Origin of the sequence: Aliiglaciecola sp. 3_MG-2023 (genome assembly GCF_030548205.1) — a bacterium.
GTDB lineage: Bacteria > Pseudomonadota > Gammaproteobacteria > Enterobacterales > Alteromonadaceae > Aliiglaciecola.
Map to the genome: position 1 here is coordinate 75,022 of NZ_JAUORV010000009.1, position 17,275 is coordinate 92,296.

Sequence of the window (17,275 nt, forward strand, 5' to 3'; positions counted from 1 at the left end):
CTACTAATTTAAAAACGAGGGAATAATCTCGTGAGTACGTTTAGTTGTTGATTGCATTGCACTGTCCAAATCAAGTTTGAAGGGTGTCAACGCTCTTTAGGGCGGGTCGCAGACATAAAAAAAGCCGGGTAAACCCAGCTTTTTTTAAAATCGAAAATCTTAAGGAAGAGGATCTAAATCCGCCCCTTCTTTTTCGACAACAGTAGGCATTAAATCTTCGCGACTGATCCCCAGCATCAATGCAACTAAACTTGCTACATAAATAGAAGAATAAGTACCAATAATAACCCCAAATAATAACGCTGTAGCGAAACCATGTATGAGTGCGCCACCTTTATAAAATAACGCCATCAAAACCAATATAGTGGTTAATGATGTGATGATGGTTCGATTTAAGGTTTGCGTCAATGAGGTGTTAATAATCTCTTCGGGTCCACCTTTGCGAATTTTTCGAAAGTTTTCACGAATACGATCTGAAACCACAATAGTATCATTGAGTGAGTAACCTATTACAGCCAATACCGCAGCCATTACCGTGAGGTCGAATTCAAGTTGTAAGACTGAAAACAAACCTAAGGTTAAAATAACATCATGGGCCAACGCAATAACGGAACCCAAAGCAAATCGCCATTCAAATCGCATTGCCACATAAATGAGAATACAGATCAATGCAACCAACATAGCAAGTCCGCCTTGCTCTGCTAACTCTTCACCCACATTTGGACCAACAAACTCGATTCGACGCATGTCAACATTGTCACCAGAGCTGCGCAAAGTACTCAGTACTTGATCACCCACCTCTTGGGCTTTTACGCCGTCACGCGGAGCTAAGCGAATTAACACATCTTCACTACTACCGAAGTTTTGCACTACCGCATCACCGAAATCGGCAGCTTCCAGTTGCAAACGAATTTGTTCTAATTGAGCAGGTTTATCATAGCCTACTTCGATCAATGTACCACCGGTGAAATCTAATCCCCAATTGAGCTGATTAACCCCCAAAGAGACCAACGAACCGATAATCAGTATTCCCGATATAATCATGGCGGGAATGCGCATTGACATAAAATCAATACTTTCTTTTAGTTTAAAAAATCGCATGTCCGGCTCCTAAATCGACAGTTTCTGAAGACGTTTACCACCCCAAACACCGTTAACGATTACACGGGTTAGAATAATTGCAGTAAACATCGAGGTAGCTATACCTATCATTAACGTGATAGAAAAGCCTTTGATTGGACCGGTTCCAACAGCAAAAAGAATAATTGCTGCGATAAAGGTCGTGATATTCGCATCTAAGATGGTAGAAAACGCACTATCATAACCGTAGTGGATAGCTTGTTGAGGGCTTCTTCCTTCACGAATTTCTTCGCGAATACGCTCAAAAATCAATACATTGGCATCAACTGCCATACCCACAGTCAGCACAATACCGGCCATACCAGGTAAGGTTAAAGTTGCACCGGGTATCATTGACATAACGCCAACAATCATGACCAAGTTGGCCGCTAGCGCAAGATTTGCTACTACGCCAAATGATCGATAATAAAACAGCATAAAGGCTAATACTAAGGCAAATCCCCAAATAATGGCTTGCATACCCAAGTCGATATTTTCTTGACCTAAGCTAGGCCCAACTGTACGTTCTTCAACAATAGTAATGGGCGCAATCAAGGCTCCTGCACGCAGCAACAATGATAAATCCCGAGCTTCTTTTGGTGAATCTAAGCCAGTAATTTCGAATCGACTTCCAAGTTGAGCTCGAATAGTCGCCACACTGACGACTTCACGTTCAGGTACAAAAATGAGTTTACCTTTTTCATTCTTTTCACCCGTTGCTTTGTATTCAATAAATACGGTTGCCATAGGATTACCGATGTTGCCTTTGGTGGCCAATGACATTTTGCTACCACCAGCAGAATCTAACGAAATGGACACCTTAGGCATACCATATTCATCTACACCCGCGTTAGCATCAATGATGTGACTTCCTTCAAGCATAACTTTTTTGAGAAGTAGTTGCGGCACACCTTGCTGATCTTCAACGATTTCAGAGCCTGGCGGGATGCGGCCATTTAGGGCATCACGTATATCGTGTTCTTGATCTAACATTTTAAATTCTAAAGTAGCAGTCGCATTCAAAATTTCTTTCGCCCGAGCAGTATCTTGAATACCAGGCAACTGGACAACAATGCGATCAGCACCTTGGCGCTGAATAAGAGGCTCAGCCACCCCGAGTTGGTTGACCCTGTTGCGCATAATGGTGATATTTTGTTTTACTGCATAATCGCGAATTTCAGACAGCTTCTGTTCTGACATTTTAGCTACCAGAACTAAGTCACCTTGTTCTACTAAGGTGATATCCCGGTTGCGATTTTTAAGGAAAAATTCAGCCTTATCTAAGGTATCCTGATCGCGAAAACGGATTTGCACAGACTCATCAACAATACTCACCCGTGAATAACGAATTTTTTCTTCCCGCAATGAGGTTTTAAAGTCACCTTCCATGTCGGTTAGGGATTTGGTAATTACCGAGTTCATATCCACTTCCATTAAGAAATGGACACCACCGCGTAAATCCAAACCTAATTTCATGGGTGTACCGCCTAAGCTGTCCAACCATTCAGGAGTATCAGGGGCTAAATTCATCGCCACTGTGTAGTCTTTGCCTAGTGATTTGGCGAGGGTTTCGTTAGCTAATCTTTGTGCGCTATCATCGTAAAGACGAACCAGTATTTGCTCATCTTCAAGTACAATGGACTTCTTCTCGATGCCCGCATCTGCTAAGTCTTGATTAACTTTATCTATCAAAGGCAAATCTAGAACTGCGTCACGACCCGCAGAAATCTGCACAGCATAATCTTCACCATAAAGATTAGGAGAGGCATATAAAGCGCAAACGGCAACAACCATCAACACCATAATATACTTCCACAAGGGAGTTTTATTTAACACTTGCTATTCCTTTTCTACTTAAACGAAAAAGGCAAACTTGCGTTTGCCATTTTCAATTTAGTTAGATTGATTTCATTGTACCTTTAGGTAGCACAGCAGTTACTGCACCTTTTTGAATTACAATATTGGTATTGTCATTTAACGAAATCTCAATAAAGTCCTTTTCGTCAGAAACTTTTGCAACTTTACCCACCATACCACCTTGAGTAAGAACCTCATCACCTTTACCAATAGAGGCAACTAGGTTTTTGTGTTCTTTAACGCGTTTTGCTTGTGGACGATACAGCATAAAGTAGAAAATTAATCCGAAAACACCCAATAAGATCAGCATTTCAAAACCACCGCCCTGTGCGCCAGCGTCTTGTGCATAAGCATTAGAAATAAAAAAACTCATAAATTCCTCATATATTTTTAGTTATAAAGCCGGTACCGGCATATCTTTTTGTGCGTAAAACTCTTCAACAAAGTCATCAAGCTTTTGTTCAGCGATAGCGTCACGCAACCCCTGCATGACTCGTTGATAGTAACGAAGGTTGTGTATGGTGTTTAATCTAGCACCGAGTATTTCATTACATTTGTCTAAATGATGTAAGTATGACCGTGAATAATTTTTACAAGTATAACAATCACATTTCTCATCTAAAGGCCCAGTATCTGTTTTGTGTTTGGCATTGCGTATTTTAATAACGCCATCGGTAACAAATAAATGACCATTTCTAGCATTCCGCGTCGGCATAACACAATCAAACATGTCGATTCCGCGGCGAACCGCTTCAACGATGTCTTCTGGTCGCCCTACTCCCATCAAATAGCGCGGCTTTTCAGCGGGAATTTTATCTGCGGTATGATCCAAAACTCGAATCATATCTTCTTTTGGCTCGCCGACAGATAAACCACCAATGGCGTAACCGTCAAAACCAATATCTTCAAGACCTTTCAAAGATTGATCACGCAATCCTTCATACATACCACCTTGAATAATCCCAAACAACGCTGACGGGTTACCTTCATGGGCTTGTTTACTGCGTTTCGCCCAACGTAATGACAATTCCATGGAACGACGAGCTTCAGGCTCTGTGGCAGGATAAGGAGTACACTCATCAAATATCATGACGATATCAGACCCCAGATCACGTTGAACTTCCATTGACTTTTCCGGGGTAAGCAGTATTTTCTCGCCATTAATTGGCGATCTGAAGGTGACCCCTTCTTCGGTTATTTTACGTAAATCACCTAAACTAAACACCTGAAAACCGCCACTGTCCGTGAGTATTGGTTTATGCCAATGCATGAAATCATGTAAATCGCCATGCTGTTTCATGATTTCAGTACCCGGACGTAACATCAAGTGAAAGGTATTACCCAAACAGATCTGTGCTCCTGACTCTTCTATCTCTTCAGGCGTCATCCCTTTAACCGTGCCATAAGTACCAACAGGCATGAAAGCAGGTGTTTCTACAACACCTCGGTCAAACGTTAATCTACCGCGGCGGGCTTTGCCATCGGTTGTATCTAATTCAAATTTCATTTTTAACCTTTTAAAATTTCTGCATACCGGAAAACAGTCCAGTGCTGAAAAACAGCGGGGATTATAAAGGAATAATGAGCAAGCTGAAATCATCAAAAGGTAATTTCAGCTTGAAAGTTGCCTTAATAAGCGAAATGCGTGGATTTATCGCTGCGATTTCCTCGTCAACGGTTAAGATTTTTCGATAAACATGGCATCACCATAACTGAAAAATCGGTATTCTTTAGCGATTGCTTGCTGATACGCCTGCATCACGTTTTCTCTACCGGCAAAGGCACTAATTAGCATAATTAGGGTGGACTCTGGTAAGTGAAAATTCGTCAGCATTGCATCTACTATTTCAAACTGATAACCAGGATAAATAAAAATATCGGTATCTTCAAAAAAGGCTTCAAGGGGCTTACCTTTTTTAATACTTGCTGCAGCGGCCGACTCCAATGAACGCACAGACGTTGTCCCTACAGCGATAACTCGTTTTCCCTTTGCTCTGGCTAAATTAATTGCATCCACAACATCTTGCGGTACTTCTGCATATTCGGAATGCATATGGTGGTCTTGAATATTATCTACGCGGACGGGCTGAAACGTCCCTGCCCCTACATGTAAAGTAACAAATGCGGTATTCACCCCTTTTTGTTGCAAGGCTTCAAGGGTTGCCTCGTCAAAATGCAACCCAGCCGTTGGCGCAGCTACGGCACCCGGTTTTTCAGAATAAACAGTCTGATATCGCTCTTTGTCAGAATCTTCATCTGGTCGGTCAATGTAGGGAGGTAGGGGCATATGTCCGAATTTTTCTAATAGGCTAAGCACAGGTTCATCATTCACAACCCGTAATTCGAACAATTGATCGTGACGAGTCACCATTTCCATTTGGATATGCTCTTCTAATATCAGTAATGCTCCTGGTTTGGGTGACTTGCTTGACTTCACGTGGGCTAACACGGTTTTTTCATCAATAATTCGTTCAACCAATACTTCGACTTTTCCACCGGTTGATTTTTTGCCAAGTAATCTGGCTGGGATCACTCGGGTATTATTAAAAATAAGTAAATCCCCCTCATCCACTAAATCAAGAAAAGCAGAAAAATGTGTATCTTTTAAATTGCCAGTTCTACCATCTAAACACAGTAATTTGCTGGCAGTTCTTTGTTCTGTGGGGTATCGAGCGATTAGCCGCTCAGGTAAATCAAAATGGAAATCAGATAATTTCATGGCGTTTGGTTAGCCCAACTGTAAGTTAATATTCGTTATTTTACGTATTAAAAAATATACCTGCAACGCTTTATCCATACTCGCTTTTCCTTGAGTTCTGGTTGTAACAGTATAAATTATAACCATCTTATTTTTTCGATGTTTCTCCCAAACATAGTTTCCCCAGCCGCCCTAGCTGGGTTTTTTTTGTCTGTTTTTCAAACATCGTCTTCATCTAGCGATATTTGCATGTCAGCAAATATCTCAATGATATCCTCACGTTCAATTTTACGCATTTTTAAAACATAAACGATTTGCAAAAGTAAATCGGCACCTAAAATCCCCTTATTTACTTTGTTGCGTAAATTATCAGCACTCTGGACAACACCAATTGTGTTCAATCGCTCACTGAGATCTTGGTATTTCACGCCACGTTTAGACATTTCTGCCTTTATGATTCGCTGCACGACTTGTCGCCAGTTTGCATTATCTTGTTTTTTCGCCACTTCACACCCACTAAAAATAAACCATTTTGTGAATTATAATTCACAAAAATAAACCATACAACTCAAAAAGGTAAAATAAAGTTTGACATTAAAAATCATTTGTCAGTACAATTCGACTCGTTGCGAAAAAACTTACAATTCATTTTGAACTGATCATGTTTTTTCGTTTACAAAGGTAACATACTATAGTCATTACACTGACAGGAGAGTAGGCATATGACTTGGGACCTTGATCAACTTGAGACCCTATTATCAGATAACGACAACATTGTTGTCACCCGTGAAGAAAATTGTTTATTGATCGGAAATGGTGATGGTTTAGATGCATGGTTAGCACTCAGTGGAGAGCAAATTATTATCGAATCCATTTTATTTTCAAGTTCAGAAGTCAAAGATAAAGCAGCTTTGAACGAAGAGATATTGAAAACCCATATGTTGTTTCCGTTAACAACTATTGGAATATCTCAAGTTGCTGAACAAGACTATTACACTGCATTTGGTGCCTTGAGCTCACAATCTAAAGCAGAAAGCATCAAAATTGAACTCGATGCTTTATTCCACAATGTGGCTGCATTCTTAGACGCTTATCAAGAGCATTTGCACTAAAACATTAAGGTATTTTGGGAGAAGATTATGTCGGTTTGGAGAAAGTTAGTTACAGCGGTAAAAGGTGGCGCAACAGAAGCGGCTCAATCAGTTGTAGACAGTCAAGCCATTCGAATTCTAGAACAAGAGATTCGCGATGCAAAAGAAGAGTTACGTAAATCAGACCATGCACGTACTCAAATTTTAGCAAAGTGTAAATTGGCAAAACAAAAGGTTGATAGCCTGAAAGTATCAATTGGTCAATATGAAGAGCACGCTCGTAAAGCCATTGAATCTGACCGTCAATTGGCTTTGGATTGTGCACAAAAAGTTGCGGACTTAACCGCAGAAATGGAAACCGAACAGGAGTTTCTTGATCAATTCACCCAATCAGAAAAACAGCTTGCTGCCAATATTAACCAAGCTAAAGACAATTTGAAGCGTTTGGAACAGCAAGTCGATATGGTGAAGGCGACGGAATCAGTGCAAAAAGCCCAAGTAGCGGTTTCATCCAGACACATGGGCGCAAACAGTAAAATGAAAACCGCGACTGAATCGCTAAATCGTATTCAAGACAAACAGAAATTGCGCAGTGCAGAATTAGAGGCGGCTGAAGAACTTGCCTCTAGCGACTCAACCACTGACTTAGAAAAGCGGTTGGCTGAGGCTGGAATTAAAGGCGGAAAAAGCTCAGCTGATGATGAACTCAAACGTATTTTAGGCGAATAAATTGGTTAGCGTATAAATGCTGTTAGTCCTTAAGGTACGTAAAGTACTCACCCGAGTCTTTTCTGAGATGCGCTGGTACACCATTGTACTAGCGCTTTTGTTTTATGCCCTAACTACATGGCTTTTACTGTATGCCTCTGGCGAGCATGACCTACTCAATGTAAATGATTTTGTTTATTGGTTAGTCGTTACCGGTTCTACCGTTGGATATGGTGATATGTCACCGGTGACAAGTGCAGGAAAATATATAGTCTCGTTTTATGTCATCCCATTAGGGTTGAGTATATTTGCCTTAGTCCTTGGGCGGATCGCGGCTTGGGTGTCTATGCAATGGCAAAAAGGAGTGAAAGGTTTGAAACCATTAGATCTTGAAAACCATGTTTTGGTAATTGGCTGGAATGGCCAGCGCACTATTCAACTGCTTAACTTGCTACTTAAAGAACGAGCAGAAACGGAAAATAAACCCGAAATTGTGTTATGTGTTAAAGCTGATATCGACAATCCAATGCCCGACAAGATTGAATTCATCAAAGTCATATCTTTTAACAACGATAAAGAAATGGATAGAGCTTGTGTGGATAAGGCTGCGGTTATTGTGATGGACAATGAAGAAGATGATGTCACTATGACCACCTCTTTGTATTGTAGTAAAAGAAATAACAGCGCCCACCTTCTTGCTTATTTTAAAGATGAATCTTTAGTCGACTTGCTGCAAACCCATTGTCCCAATATCGAATGTACCCCCAGTGTCGCCGTTGAAATGTTGGCTAAGTCAGCATTTGATCCAGGCTCCAGCCTGCTGCAACACGACTTATTGACGGTACAAGAAGGTCAAGCTCAATTTTCAATTGAAGTACCTGATTCCGTGCAGCAGATATCTGTTGAAAAACTATTTATAACCTTAAAACAGCGCTATAACGCGACTTTCATTGGCTTTGTTGAACCAAGTATTCCGGCAAAAGTGACTTTAAACCCTAATTTTGATGTAACTATCCTGCCCAAATACAAACTCTTTTATATTGCTGAACAACGCATCAATCACTTCGATTGGCAACTATTGTCTGAGTAATAAAGCAAGTAACAGGTAAGATAAAAAACGGAGAAATCATGTTTTCAAAATGGTTTACCAAAAAAGATAAGCAATCTGAAATAACAGCGCCGGAAATAATGGGCCTATATTTAGGGGGCTCCTTCGAGCTTGATGATCTAAAACTCAAACTTATCGAACCTGAATTGGTGATTGAAGGTGCTGCTAGACACCACTTAATCCAGGCTGTAGGCGAAGCCCATTTAGATACAGGTGGAAAAATTTTGCGTTATTACACCGATGACGACGCATTTTTACAGGTTGTATTAGACGGTGGCGACACAGAAAATCACATCACTGATGTGAAGTTATGGTACTTTTACAATACACAGACCGTGGGAACGGACAAGCAATGGAAAGACTTGCTCGAAGGCCAGGTTTCTCAACCTCATTATCAAATTGAAAACAATCAGTATAATCGTGTTTGGGACGCTGTTGGCGAGGAATCCCCTCCAGTAGCAATGACAGAGAAAACATTTGAATTGGATGGCGATACTAGTCAAACGGATCAATTCGTTATGCTATATGAACGAGAAATCGGTCAAGAATCCTTCGAAACCTTATTGGTTTGTGCTGAAGAAAAAATTGTAGATAATAACCATGATCGTTGCCTTGTTATCAGTACCGGCTTCGATATTTTGCCTGCCGATATAAAAATAAACGGTTAGCAAATTAACGTATACACAGAAAAGGAAAAATCGATGGATATATTGTTGGATTCAATCGCCGGATTAGGTAATTTTGCAATCTATTTTGTGGTTTCAATAGTGCTGTTATTTATATTCAAAATCGTCTACGCATGGGTCACGCCCCATGATGAATGGAAGCTTGTAAAAGAAGAAAAAAACACCGCTGCGGCAATCGGCTTTGGTGGTGCTATTGTCGGCTTCAGTATTGCTTTATCGGGTGCTGTAACCAATTCAACGTCGCAGTTTGACTTTGCTATTTGGGGTTTCATTGCCCTCATCGCACAGGTCTTGGCTTTTTTATTGTTGCGCTTCACGTTCATGCCCGCCATCGCGGAAAGAATTGATAATCAAGAAGTCTCTGCAGGCGTAATGTTGGCTTCCATGTCCATCGGCGTTGGTTTACTCAATGCGGCTTGCATGACCTACTAGGAGGCACAAGCATGACTCGTAAACGCAGTAAACACATAAATCTAAACAGAATGCGTAAGCAATTTTCTGCCAAACCTTTGGCAATCGGTATCGCTTCTGTATTCTTAGCAGCCTGCACGGATAATCGTCAACAAGCGACGATATACACCAGTGCGCAAGATTGTGCCAATGAGAACCCTGAACAAGCACAAGTTTGTGCAACCGCTTATCAAGAAGCCTTGGCTGAAGCGGAGCGAACTGGGCCTAAATACAACTCTGAACAAGATTGTGAAAGTGAGTTTGGGCCAAATCAATGTCGCCAAGTAGAACGCAGTTCTGGCTCCTTTTTTATGCCATTTATGGCCGGTTACATGTTAAGCAACCTGCTTTCTCCTAATCGTTATCAGTATCAACCCATGTTTACGTCTTATTCCCCTTACTCTCCCTATCGTTACAGATGGATAGGCGCCGGTGGATATGATTATGGTGATTTACGTAAGCGTAATTACAAAGTCAGACCTGATGCGTTTAAACCTAAACCAGCGGTCACTCGAACAATCAAACGAGGTGGATTTGGCAGTTCTGTGCGTGCTAAATCAAGTTGGGGCAGTAAGAGTAGTTCCAAAGGTGGTTGGGGCGGTTAAACGTCCCCCCCTCGGAGAACGACGTTATCCAGCCCTTTGATAAAGCGCAATGAAATCACAACAATTGAGTCTAGATGTTCAGAATACCAAGTGAGCCCCGCAAAAACTGGCAACAAAAAGCAAAAGACTTTGGTTTTTCATTCCATAGTATGTATGGCGAGCCGTATTGGGATGAATCCGCTTATTATCAGTTTAACTTACAACAAATTGAAAATGACTTAGAAGACCCTAGCGTCGAAATTCACCAAATGTGCTTACAAGTTGTCGATAAAGTTGTGAATAATGACGCTTTGTTATCTGCTTTTAAAATCCCCGAACCCTTTTGGCAAGGTGTGAAAGATTCCTGGCGTAAGCACGATCCATCTTTGTATTCTCGACTAGACTTTGCTTACGATGGTAGTGGTCCGGCAAAGTTATACGAAAATAATGCAGACACCCCTACTAGCTTGTATGAATCAGGCTTTTGGCAATGGCTATGGCTGCAAGATTTAGTGGACGGCAATCAACTCTCTCGTCAGGCAGATCAATTTAACTCTTTACAAGAAAAACTGATAGGTCGGTTACATGAAATCGCAGGACATTATCAAACTGAACAGATTCATTTTGCATGCTGTCAGGATACCATTGAAGATAGAGGCACAGTGCAATATTTACAAGATTGCGCCGCAGAATCGGGCATCCTTGGGCCATTTGTTTTCATTGAAGATATTGGTTTGGGAGAATCAGGTCGCTTTACGGATTTAAAAAATAACCCAATAGAGACCTTGTTTAAACTTTACCCTTGGGAGTTTATGCAACGTGAAGAATTTGGTGATTATGTGGAAAGCTCACAAACCAATTGGATTGAGCCCTTATGGAAAAGTGTTTTGTCTAACAAAGCACTTATGCCCATGCTGTGGAAGATGTTTAAAGGACACCCAAATCTGTTGCCTGCTTATTTCGAAGACGAATTACATTTGTGTGACCACACGCGCATCGTAAAAAAACCCCTATTTTCCCGAGAAGGTGCCAACGTTAGTATTTTAGAAAAAGGACAAGAGATAGCCCATGCTGATGGCCCCTATGGTGAAGAAGGGTTTATTTATCAAGCATTCCATCCTCTGCCTAAATTTGATAATAACTACACATTAATTGGTTCTTGGTTGGTAAACGACCAGGCAGCTGGCATTTCAGTGCGAGAAGACAGCTCGCTAATTACCCAAGATATGTCCCGTTATTTACCACATATCATTCTAGGATAACTTCCATGGGCACGAAAACTTCGGTTCTAGCATCTCAATTAAAATTTGTTTGTTACTTGATGCTGTTTTTTACTGTTATTGAAGTCGTCAATATTATTTTTGCTCGCAGCCTCAATGTTTATGGAATTTACCCCCGTGAATGGGTTGGCCTTCGCGGGATCTTTTTTAGCCCATTTTTACACGGTAATTTGGCCCATTTCGCTTCCAATATTATCACCCTTGGGATATTCAGTTTATTGGTATTGCAATACGGAAAAAAAATCTACATTACCGTTAGTCTCTATTTAGTATTAAGTATTGGCATACTGGTATGGTTGTTTGCGCGTCCGGCTATGCATATAGGAGCGAGCGGCATAATCTATGGTTACTTTGGTTTTTTAGTGCTGGGAGGGTTAATATCAGGTCGTATAAAGTTGATTATTATTTCCCTTGTGGTCGGCTTCTTTTACGGCGGTTTAATATTTGGTGTATTCCCTACAAATAGCTTTGTTTCTTGGGAGTCTCACCTGTTTGGATTTATTGCGGGGTTGTGTGCTGCTAAAATATGGGCTAAAAAGCGTTAGGATCCAGCGTTACTGCCAAAAGAATGAACATCTAAGCCTGATTAAAACCATAGTGGATTGGGTGGGAGTTAGATATACTGACAACAGTTAAGAATAGTTTAAAGATTTTATGAATAAGCCAGAAGCAAACGAAACAACACAAAATACGAACAAGACACCACCTCAAAACAATGATTTTTTGGGTAATCTTGCTTTCAATATTGTCATCCCCGTATTGATTTTATCTTATCTCAGTGGCGAAGAATATTTAGGCCCAGCAGTAAGTGTGGTTTGCGCCTTGGCATTCCCGATCGGATACGGTATCTGGGATTTAAAGAAGTCTGGCAAAGTAAACGGTTTCTCCATTTTAGGGATTATCAGTGTAATACTCACTGGCGGTATCACCTTATTAGAGCTTCCCGCTGAATATATTGCCATTAAAGAAGCCGCCATCCCCGGTATTTTGGGTATTGCCGTCTTAATCTCTCAATATACTAATCGTTCTTTAGTGAAAATTCTCATACTCAACGAAAATGTGATCAATTGGCAGGCGTTGAACGAGGCGTTAGCGAAAAAACAAAATACAGCGCTTTTTAACCGCAAAATAACCGTTAGTTCTTATATCGTTGCAGCTTCTTTTTTCGTTTCTTCCTTCCTAAATTACATTTTGGCTAAAATGATTTTAGTAAGCGAGCCTGGCACAACAGCTTATACTGAAGAACTAGGGCGTATGACTGCACTGAGTTATCCGGTGATTATGGTACCAAGCTTAATAATGCTATTTTCTGCTCTCGCCTATTTGATCATTCAAATGAAAAAATTAACTGGCGAAGATTACCTATCCTTTATTCAAGAGGAAGGCTAGTTAACAATTAAATAGTCTGGCGGTACAATGATTAAAATTGAAGCCTTATCCAAGTCCTACCAAGACGGCAAGCAATTCACCACCGTTTTAGAAAATGTCAATTTAACCATTGCCCCCAAACAGCAAATTGCAATTACAGGTGAATCCGGTTCGGGTAAATCAACCTTATTGCACTTGTTGGCCTGTTTAGATAACCCAGATTCAGGCTCAATAAAAGTACATGAGCAAAACATCTGCTTATTTTCACCCCGTCAGCGTGATGCCTATCGGAAAAAGTCCATCGGCATCGTCTTTCAAAAATTTAACCTCATTGAATGTTTGTCAGTTTGGGAGAATATATGTTTTCCTGCTCGGTTAAACCAAAATTTTGATGAGCCTTATCTACTTGACCTGCTGGAACAGCTAGGCATTGCTAAGCATCGACATAAGATGCCAACGGCATTATCTGGAGGCGAACAACAACGAGTTGCCATTGCTAGAGCGTTAGCCCATAAGCCTGAACTGGTATTAGCCGACGAACCCACAGGAAATTTAGATGATAAAAATAGCGGTAAGGTGGCTGATTTACTGTTTATGCTATGTCGTTCCCACCAGGCTATGCTAGTTATAGTCACTCACAGTGCCAAACTAGCTAAGCAAGCCCACCTTCACTATCACTTAAGTAACAAAACGCTGAAACTGCAAACCAATGATTAAGTCAATTCATGAGGTTTTATGGGTAATTTTAAAAAGTTACGATCTGCAAAAGTATCGACTATGTTTAATATTATTAGCGATGATAATGGGCTGTGCAGGACTTTCTTCAGTTTTAGTTATTAATGAAACCGCTAAGCGCAGCTACAGCCAAACCGCTTTTCCCTTTTTAGACAATGTTGAGTACGCAATCTATCCATCCCAAAGCGGGTGGATAAGCAAAGCTGACTACGCCGATTTACGCAAAAACGGAAACCGCAACCTTATTGCAGTATCGACACAACAAGTGGAAAGCTTAGACAATCACAAATTAGACTTCCTAGGGGTCGATTACTATGCACTGATGAGCTTAAACCGAACTAGGCTAGAAAAGGATAATAGCAAATCCGGCTTTCCCCTATTTGCCGCAAACAACCATTCTTCTAACTCAACCCCCACAGAACACAAGTTTGTTATTGATGTTGAATATGCAAAAACATTAGGAGCTAAAAACCAACTTACAACAGATAATTTTCTAAAGCTCAATTCTCAGCTATCCATTGGCCCAGTTGCCATCGTCGAGGCGGCAGGTCTAGGTGAGCAAATTGTATGCGACATTGAAACCTTATATAGTCAATTCAATCCTCAGGGGATTTCTTATATATTAGTGGCGGGTAAATTTAATCACAAACAGCCTTCCCCTTTGCAATTGCAATTACCTTCCCACCTCAAATTAATCAAATTAACCTCAACTGAAGACTTAGACCAACTAACCGCTAGTTTTCACCTTAATCTTTTCGCCATGGGTTTGCTGATGTTCGTTGTTTGCATGTTTGTGGTATTAAATGCGTTAAATTTATTGATTATAAAACGTGTACCCATGTTGACGACTTTGCGGCAACTGGGTATCCCAATAGTTGCTATCTATAGTGCTATCATCATTGAAATGATGACCTTAGCCATAGCTTGTAGCGCAATCGGTGTTACTTTAGGCATTGAAATCGCCAAGTGGCTATCTCCCTCTGTTACCCAGACCCTCGCGAACTTATATAATGTATCAATTAACTTTGAGAATTTTTCTTGGTTTAATTTGTATGCTCAAGTATTGCTGGCAAGTGTTGTTGGTTTGAGTCTTGCCGCAGCGTTACCCTTACGTTCGCTGAATCAGCACCTAACTTCAATACAACCAGTGGCTTCACCCGCTCATAGTGAGAACAAATGGTTAGCATTTTGTGTGCTTCTTCTGCTTATTTGTTTGATTATTTATTTTAGCAACGAAAGTATTTTTAGTTCATTTTTGATTATCGGCTTAGTGATAATCAGTGGCTGTTTCTTGGTTTTGTATATGTTACCTAGATTACTTTGCTTAATAATCCCCATAATTCCACTAACAACACCCAACTTGCGCTGGAGTGTAGCCGACGCTAAGCGGATATCGAACAAAAGTAGTATCGCATTTTGCGCGTTTTTCATTGCCGTGGCCACGAATGTAGGCATGAATTTAATGGTAAATAGTTTTCGTCTTGCCACAGACACTTGGATAACCCAACGACTTGACGCAGATGCTTATGTCAATACCAAGGATGCCGAGCAAGTTGTCACACTGCTCAGTTCGAACTTCCCGAAAACCACAACCTTTGTTAGGCAATCAGAAACTGGCAATTATCAGGGAGATGCCATTCAACTTCGTTCTTATCCTAGTAATCTTGAGCACCAAGAAGCGTTAATGCTAGAACAGAGTATCGCGACCCCTTGGGACACATTTTCAAAAGCTCAAGGGATTTTTATTAATCAACAGTTCGCCCTATCAAAACAGCTTAACTTAGGCCAAAAAATAGTGTTTAGAAGGCAAAATAATCATACATTTACGGTGCAAATTGTTGGTATTTACTATGATTATGGCAACCCTAAAGCACAAGCATTGGTTAGTGAGTCATTAATATTAAATCCTTCATCTGGCAATCAAGTTATCGCCTTATATAATCAAGGGGTTAATCAATCATGGCTACCTGAACTGAAAAATCAAATATCGACACAATTTCCAGACGCGCAAATAGTGGAGACACAGGACCTACTGAAACGCTCAATGCAAACCTTCGACAACACCTTCGTGGTAACCCAGGGTCTGAATATAATTACCTTATTAGTCGCTGCATTTTCTTTAGCTTCGTCCCTCATCGTTATTGATTACGATAATAGACCCCAACGAGCATTGATCCGAGCTATGGGTGTACCTGCACTTAAAATATTGATGCTAACCTTGTTCCAATACACGTTGTTGTGCTTATTCATATGTGCTCTTGCAATTCCATTTGGTATTTTACTCAGTTGGCTTTTGATCCATTTAGTAAACGTGCAGGCTTTCTATTGGTCTTATCCGTTGGTTATTGAGTCGAATACCCTAGTCGAGCTAATCTTATCCGCCTTAATGGTGGTATTTTTAGCGGTGTTATTGCCTGCTGCTCGAACAATATTAATACCACCTATTGAGGATATAAAATGGCTCAATGGTTAAGGCTAGTCAAAATTTCCGCGCTCATAATAAGCATGTTATCCACCATCGTTATGTTGAGCGCCTGTTCAGAGCCTGCTAATTCATTGAAAAGCAATTCATCGACAGGCATGTATGGAGGCTTATTAGATCAAGAAAACTTTTCCAGTGCCAAAGCAACAGAGCAAACCCCTATCACTTTTCCACAGGATCACTTAAGTCACCCTGAATTTGCCATTGAATGGTGGTATTTAACGGCTAATTTGTTTGATAAACAGGGCAATCAATATCCCCTGCAATGGACCTTATTTCGTTTTTCAGGGGGAGGCAACCAATCCAATTGGAGTAACGGCCAATTATACATGAGTCATGGCAAGCTAAGCTCTTATAAACAGGATTGGTTTGAAGAAATATTTGCCAGAGGTGGGGTGGGTAATGCTGGTGTATCACTTGCAGCTGAATCAGGCCATTTTGAAGCTTATTTGGATAATTGGATATGGCGTTCATTATCAACTGAATTATTTCCCGCTACACTTAATTTCACCCTCAACGAACAAGTTAAATTATCGCTGAACATGCGTGCTACTGGCCCCTACGTTTTAAATGGTAATAAGGGTTACAGCATTAAACTGGCCAATGGACAGCATGCTTCGATGTATTATAGTCAGCCTTTTATCAATATCAGCGGAACGATTGAACGCTTAGGTGAAACCATTGATGTTTCGGGAAAAGGTTGGTTTGACCACGAATGGAGTGCAGGGCTTTCTGATCAAAAAACACAAGGGTGGGACTGGTTTTCTATACACTTTGATGATGGTCGCAAGTTAATGCTTTATCAGGTTCGACATAGGGAACTGGGGAATTCATGGTTTGGCAGTTTAATCAGCCCACAGGGCGATAAAACCCATTTAACAAAAAATGATATTCAAGGGTCAATTGATGGTTATTCAAAGGTTGATAGCGTTCAAATACCGCTTAATTGGTCTTTGTCAGTGCCACAACAGCAAATTCATATTCGCGTTTCCCCCTTTAAACAAAATCAATATAACCCGGGAGTGTTTCCCTATTATGAGGGGGCGATTAGGGTTGAAGGCAGTCATAAAGGCATAGGTTTTATGGAATTAACAGGATATTAGCAGTCA

The 17,275-nt window shown here is 40.7% G+C and carries 18 protein-coding genes; 12 read left to right on the forward strand and 6 right to left on the reverse strand.

What is annotated here, in order from left to right; genetic code table 11:
* Nucleotides 1-159: 159 nt before the first annotated feature.
* The 6 genes from secF to Q4574_RS11875 all read right to left on the reverse strand — a co-directional run bounded on the left by secF (nt 160) and on the right by Q4574_RS11875 (nt 6,180).
* Nucleotides 160-1,101, reverse strand: coding sequence for a protein translocase subunit SecF (secF, locus tag Q4574_RS11850; RefSeq protein WP_303474354.1), 942 nt, complete (start codon nt 1,099-1,101; stop codon nt 160-162).
* Nucleotides 1,102-1,110: 9 nt separating this feature from the next.
* Nucleotides 1,111-2,955, reverse strand: coding sequence for a protein translocase subunit SecD (gene secD / locus Q4574_RS11855; protein WP_303474355.1), 1,845 nt, complete (start codon nt 2,953-2,955; stop codon nt 1,111-1,113).
* Between the two features lie 61 nt (nt 2,956-3,016).
* Nucleotides 3,017-3,349, reverse strand: coding sequence for a preprotein translocase subunit YajC (gene yajC, locus Q4574_RS11860; RefSeq protein ID WP_303474357.1), 333 nt, complete (start codon nt 3,347-3,349; stop codon nt 3,017-3,019).
* A gap of 21 nt (nt 3,350-3,370) precedes the next feature.
* The gene (gene tgt, locus Q4574_RS11865; protein ID WP_303474358.1) at nt 3,371-4,483 is read right to left on the reverse strand and encodes a tRNA guanosine(34) transglycosylase Tgt; all 1,113 of its coding nucleotides are present in this window, start codon (nt 4,481-4,483) and stop codon (nt 3,371-3,373) included.
* A gap of 171 nt (nt 4,484-4,654) precedes the next feature.
* Entirely contained in the window at nt 4,655-5,695 is a 1,041-nt protein-coding gene (gene queA / locus Q4574_RS11870; protein WP_303474359.1) for a tRNA preQ1(34) S-adenosylmethionine ribosyltransferase-isomerase QueA, read from the reverse strand.
* Nucleotides 5,696-5,892: 197 nt separating this feature from the next.
* Nucleotides 5,893-6,180 carry a DUF6471 domain-containing protein gene (locus Q4574_RS11875; protein WP_303474360.1) on the reverse strand — a complete coding sequence of 96 codons (288 nt, stop codon included), beginning with the start codon at nt 6,178-6,180 and terminating at the stop codon, nt 5,893-5,895.
* A gap of 216 nt (nt 6,181-6,396) precedes the next feature.
* On the opposite strand from Q4574_RS11875, the gene Q4574_RS11880 reads away from it, so the two are divergent.
* From Q4574_RS11880 to Q4574_RS11935, 12 genes are all read left to right on the forward strand, one after another.
* Nucleotides 6,397-6,786, forward strand: coding sequence for a DUF2170 family protein (locus Q4574_RS11880; protein WP_303474361.1), 390 nt, complete (start codon nt 6,397-6,399; stop codon nt 6,784-6,786).
* A 27-nt stretch (nt 6,787-6,813) separates the two neighbouring features.
* Nucleotides 6,814-7,494: a PspA/IM30 family protein gene (locus Q4574_RS11885; protein WP_303474363.1), complete on the forward strand. Its 681-nt coding sequence runs from the start codon at nt 6,814-6,816 to the stop codon at nt 7,492-7,494.
* 16 nt (nt 7,495-7,510) lie between these two features.
* Nucleotides 7,511-8,563 carry a potassium channel family protein gene (locus Q4574_RS11890; RefSeq protein ID WP_303474364.1) on the forward strand — a complete coding sequence of 351 codons (1,053 nt, stop codon included), beginning with the start codon at nt 7,511-7,513 and terminating at the stop codon, nt 8,561-8,563.
* 38 nt (nt 8,564-8,601) lie between these two features.
* Nucleotides 8,602-9,249: a YjfK family protein gene (locus tag Q4574_RS11895; RefSeq protein ID WP_303474365.1), complete on the forward strand. Its 648-nt coding sequence runs from the start codon at nt 8,602-8,604 to the stop codon at nt 9,247-9,249.
* Between the two features lie 33 nt (nt 9,250-9,282).
* Nucleotides 9,283-9,699 carry a DUF350 domain-containing protein gene (locus Q4574_RS11900; RefSeq protein WP_303474366.1) on the forward strand — a complete coding sequence of 139 codons (417 nt, stop codon included), beginning with the start codon at nt 9,283-9,285 and terminating at the stop codon, nt 9,697-9,699.
* A gap of 11 nt (nt 9,700-9,710) precedes the next feature.
* On the forward strand, nt 9,711-10,322 hold the full coding sequence (locus Q4574_RS11905) for a DUF1190 family protein (RefSeq protein ID WP_303474367.1): 612 nt from the start codon (nt 9,711-9,713) through the stop codon (nt 10,320-10,322).
* 74 nt (nt 10,323-10,396) lie between these two features.
* Nucleotides 10,397-11,563, forward strand: coding sequence for a glutathionylspermidine synthase family protein (locus Q4574_RS11910; RefSeq protein ID WP_303474368.1), 1,167 nt, complete (start codon nt 10,397-10,399; stop codon nt 11,561-11,563).
* A gap of 5 nt (nt 11,564-11,568) precedes the next feature.
* The gene (locus Q4574_RS11915; protein ID WP_303474369.1) at nt 11,569-12,126 is read left to right on the forward strand and encodes a rhomboid family intramembrane serine protease; all 558 of its coding nucleotides are present in this window, start codon (nt 11,569-11,571) and stop codon (nt 12,124-12,126) included.
* A 109-nt stretch (nt 12,127-12,235) separates the two neighbouring features.
* Nucleotides 12,236-12,970, forward strand: a complete 735-nt coding sequence (locus Q4574_RS11920; RefSeq protein WP_303474370.1) for a VC0807 family protein — start codon at nt 12,236-12,238, stop codon at nt 12,968-12,970.
* A gap of 27 nt (nt 12,971-12,997) precedes the next feature.
* Entirely contained in the window at nt 12,998-13,666 is a 669-nt protein-coding gene (locus tag Q4574_RS11925) for an ABC transporter ATP-binding protein (protein ID WP_303474371.1), read from the forward strand.
* Nucleotides 13,659-16,157, forward strand: coding sequence for an ABC transporter permease (locus Q4574_RS11930; RefSeq protein ID WP_303474372.1), 2,499 nt, complete (start codon nt 13,659-13,661; stop codon nt 16,155-16,157). The genes Q4574_RS11925 and Q4574_RS11930 overlap by 8 nt, the downstream gene beginning before the upstream one ends.
* On the forward strand, nt 16,142-17,269 hold the full coding sequence (locus tag Q4574_RS11935) for a lipocalin-like domain-containing protein (RefSeq protein ID WP_303474373.1): 1,128 nt from the start codon (nt 16,142-16,144) through the stop codon (nt 17,267-17,269). The genes Q4574_RS11930 and Q4574_RS11935 overlap by 16 nt, the downstream gene beginning before the upstream one ends.
* The last annotated feature ends 6 nt before the right edge of the window (nt 17,270-17,275 follow it).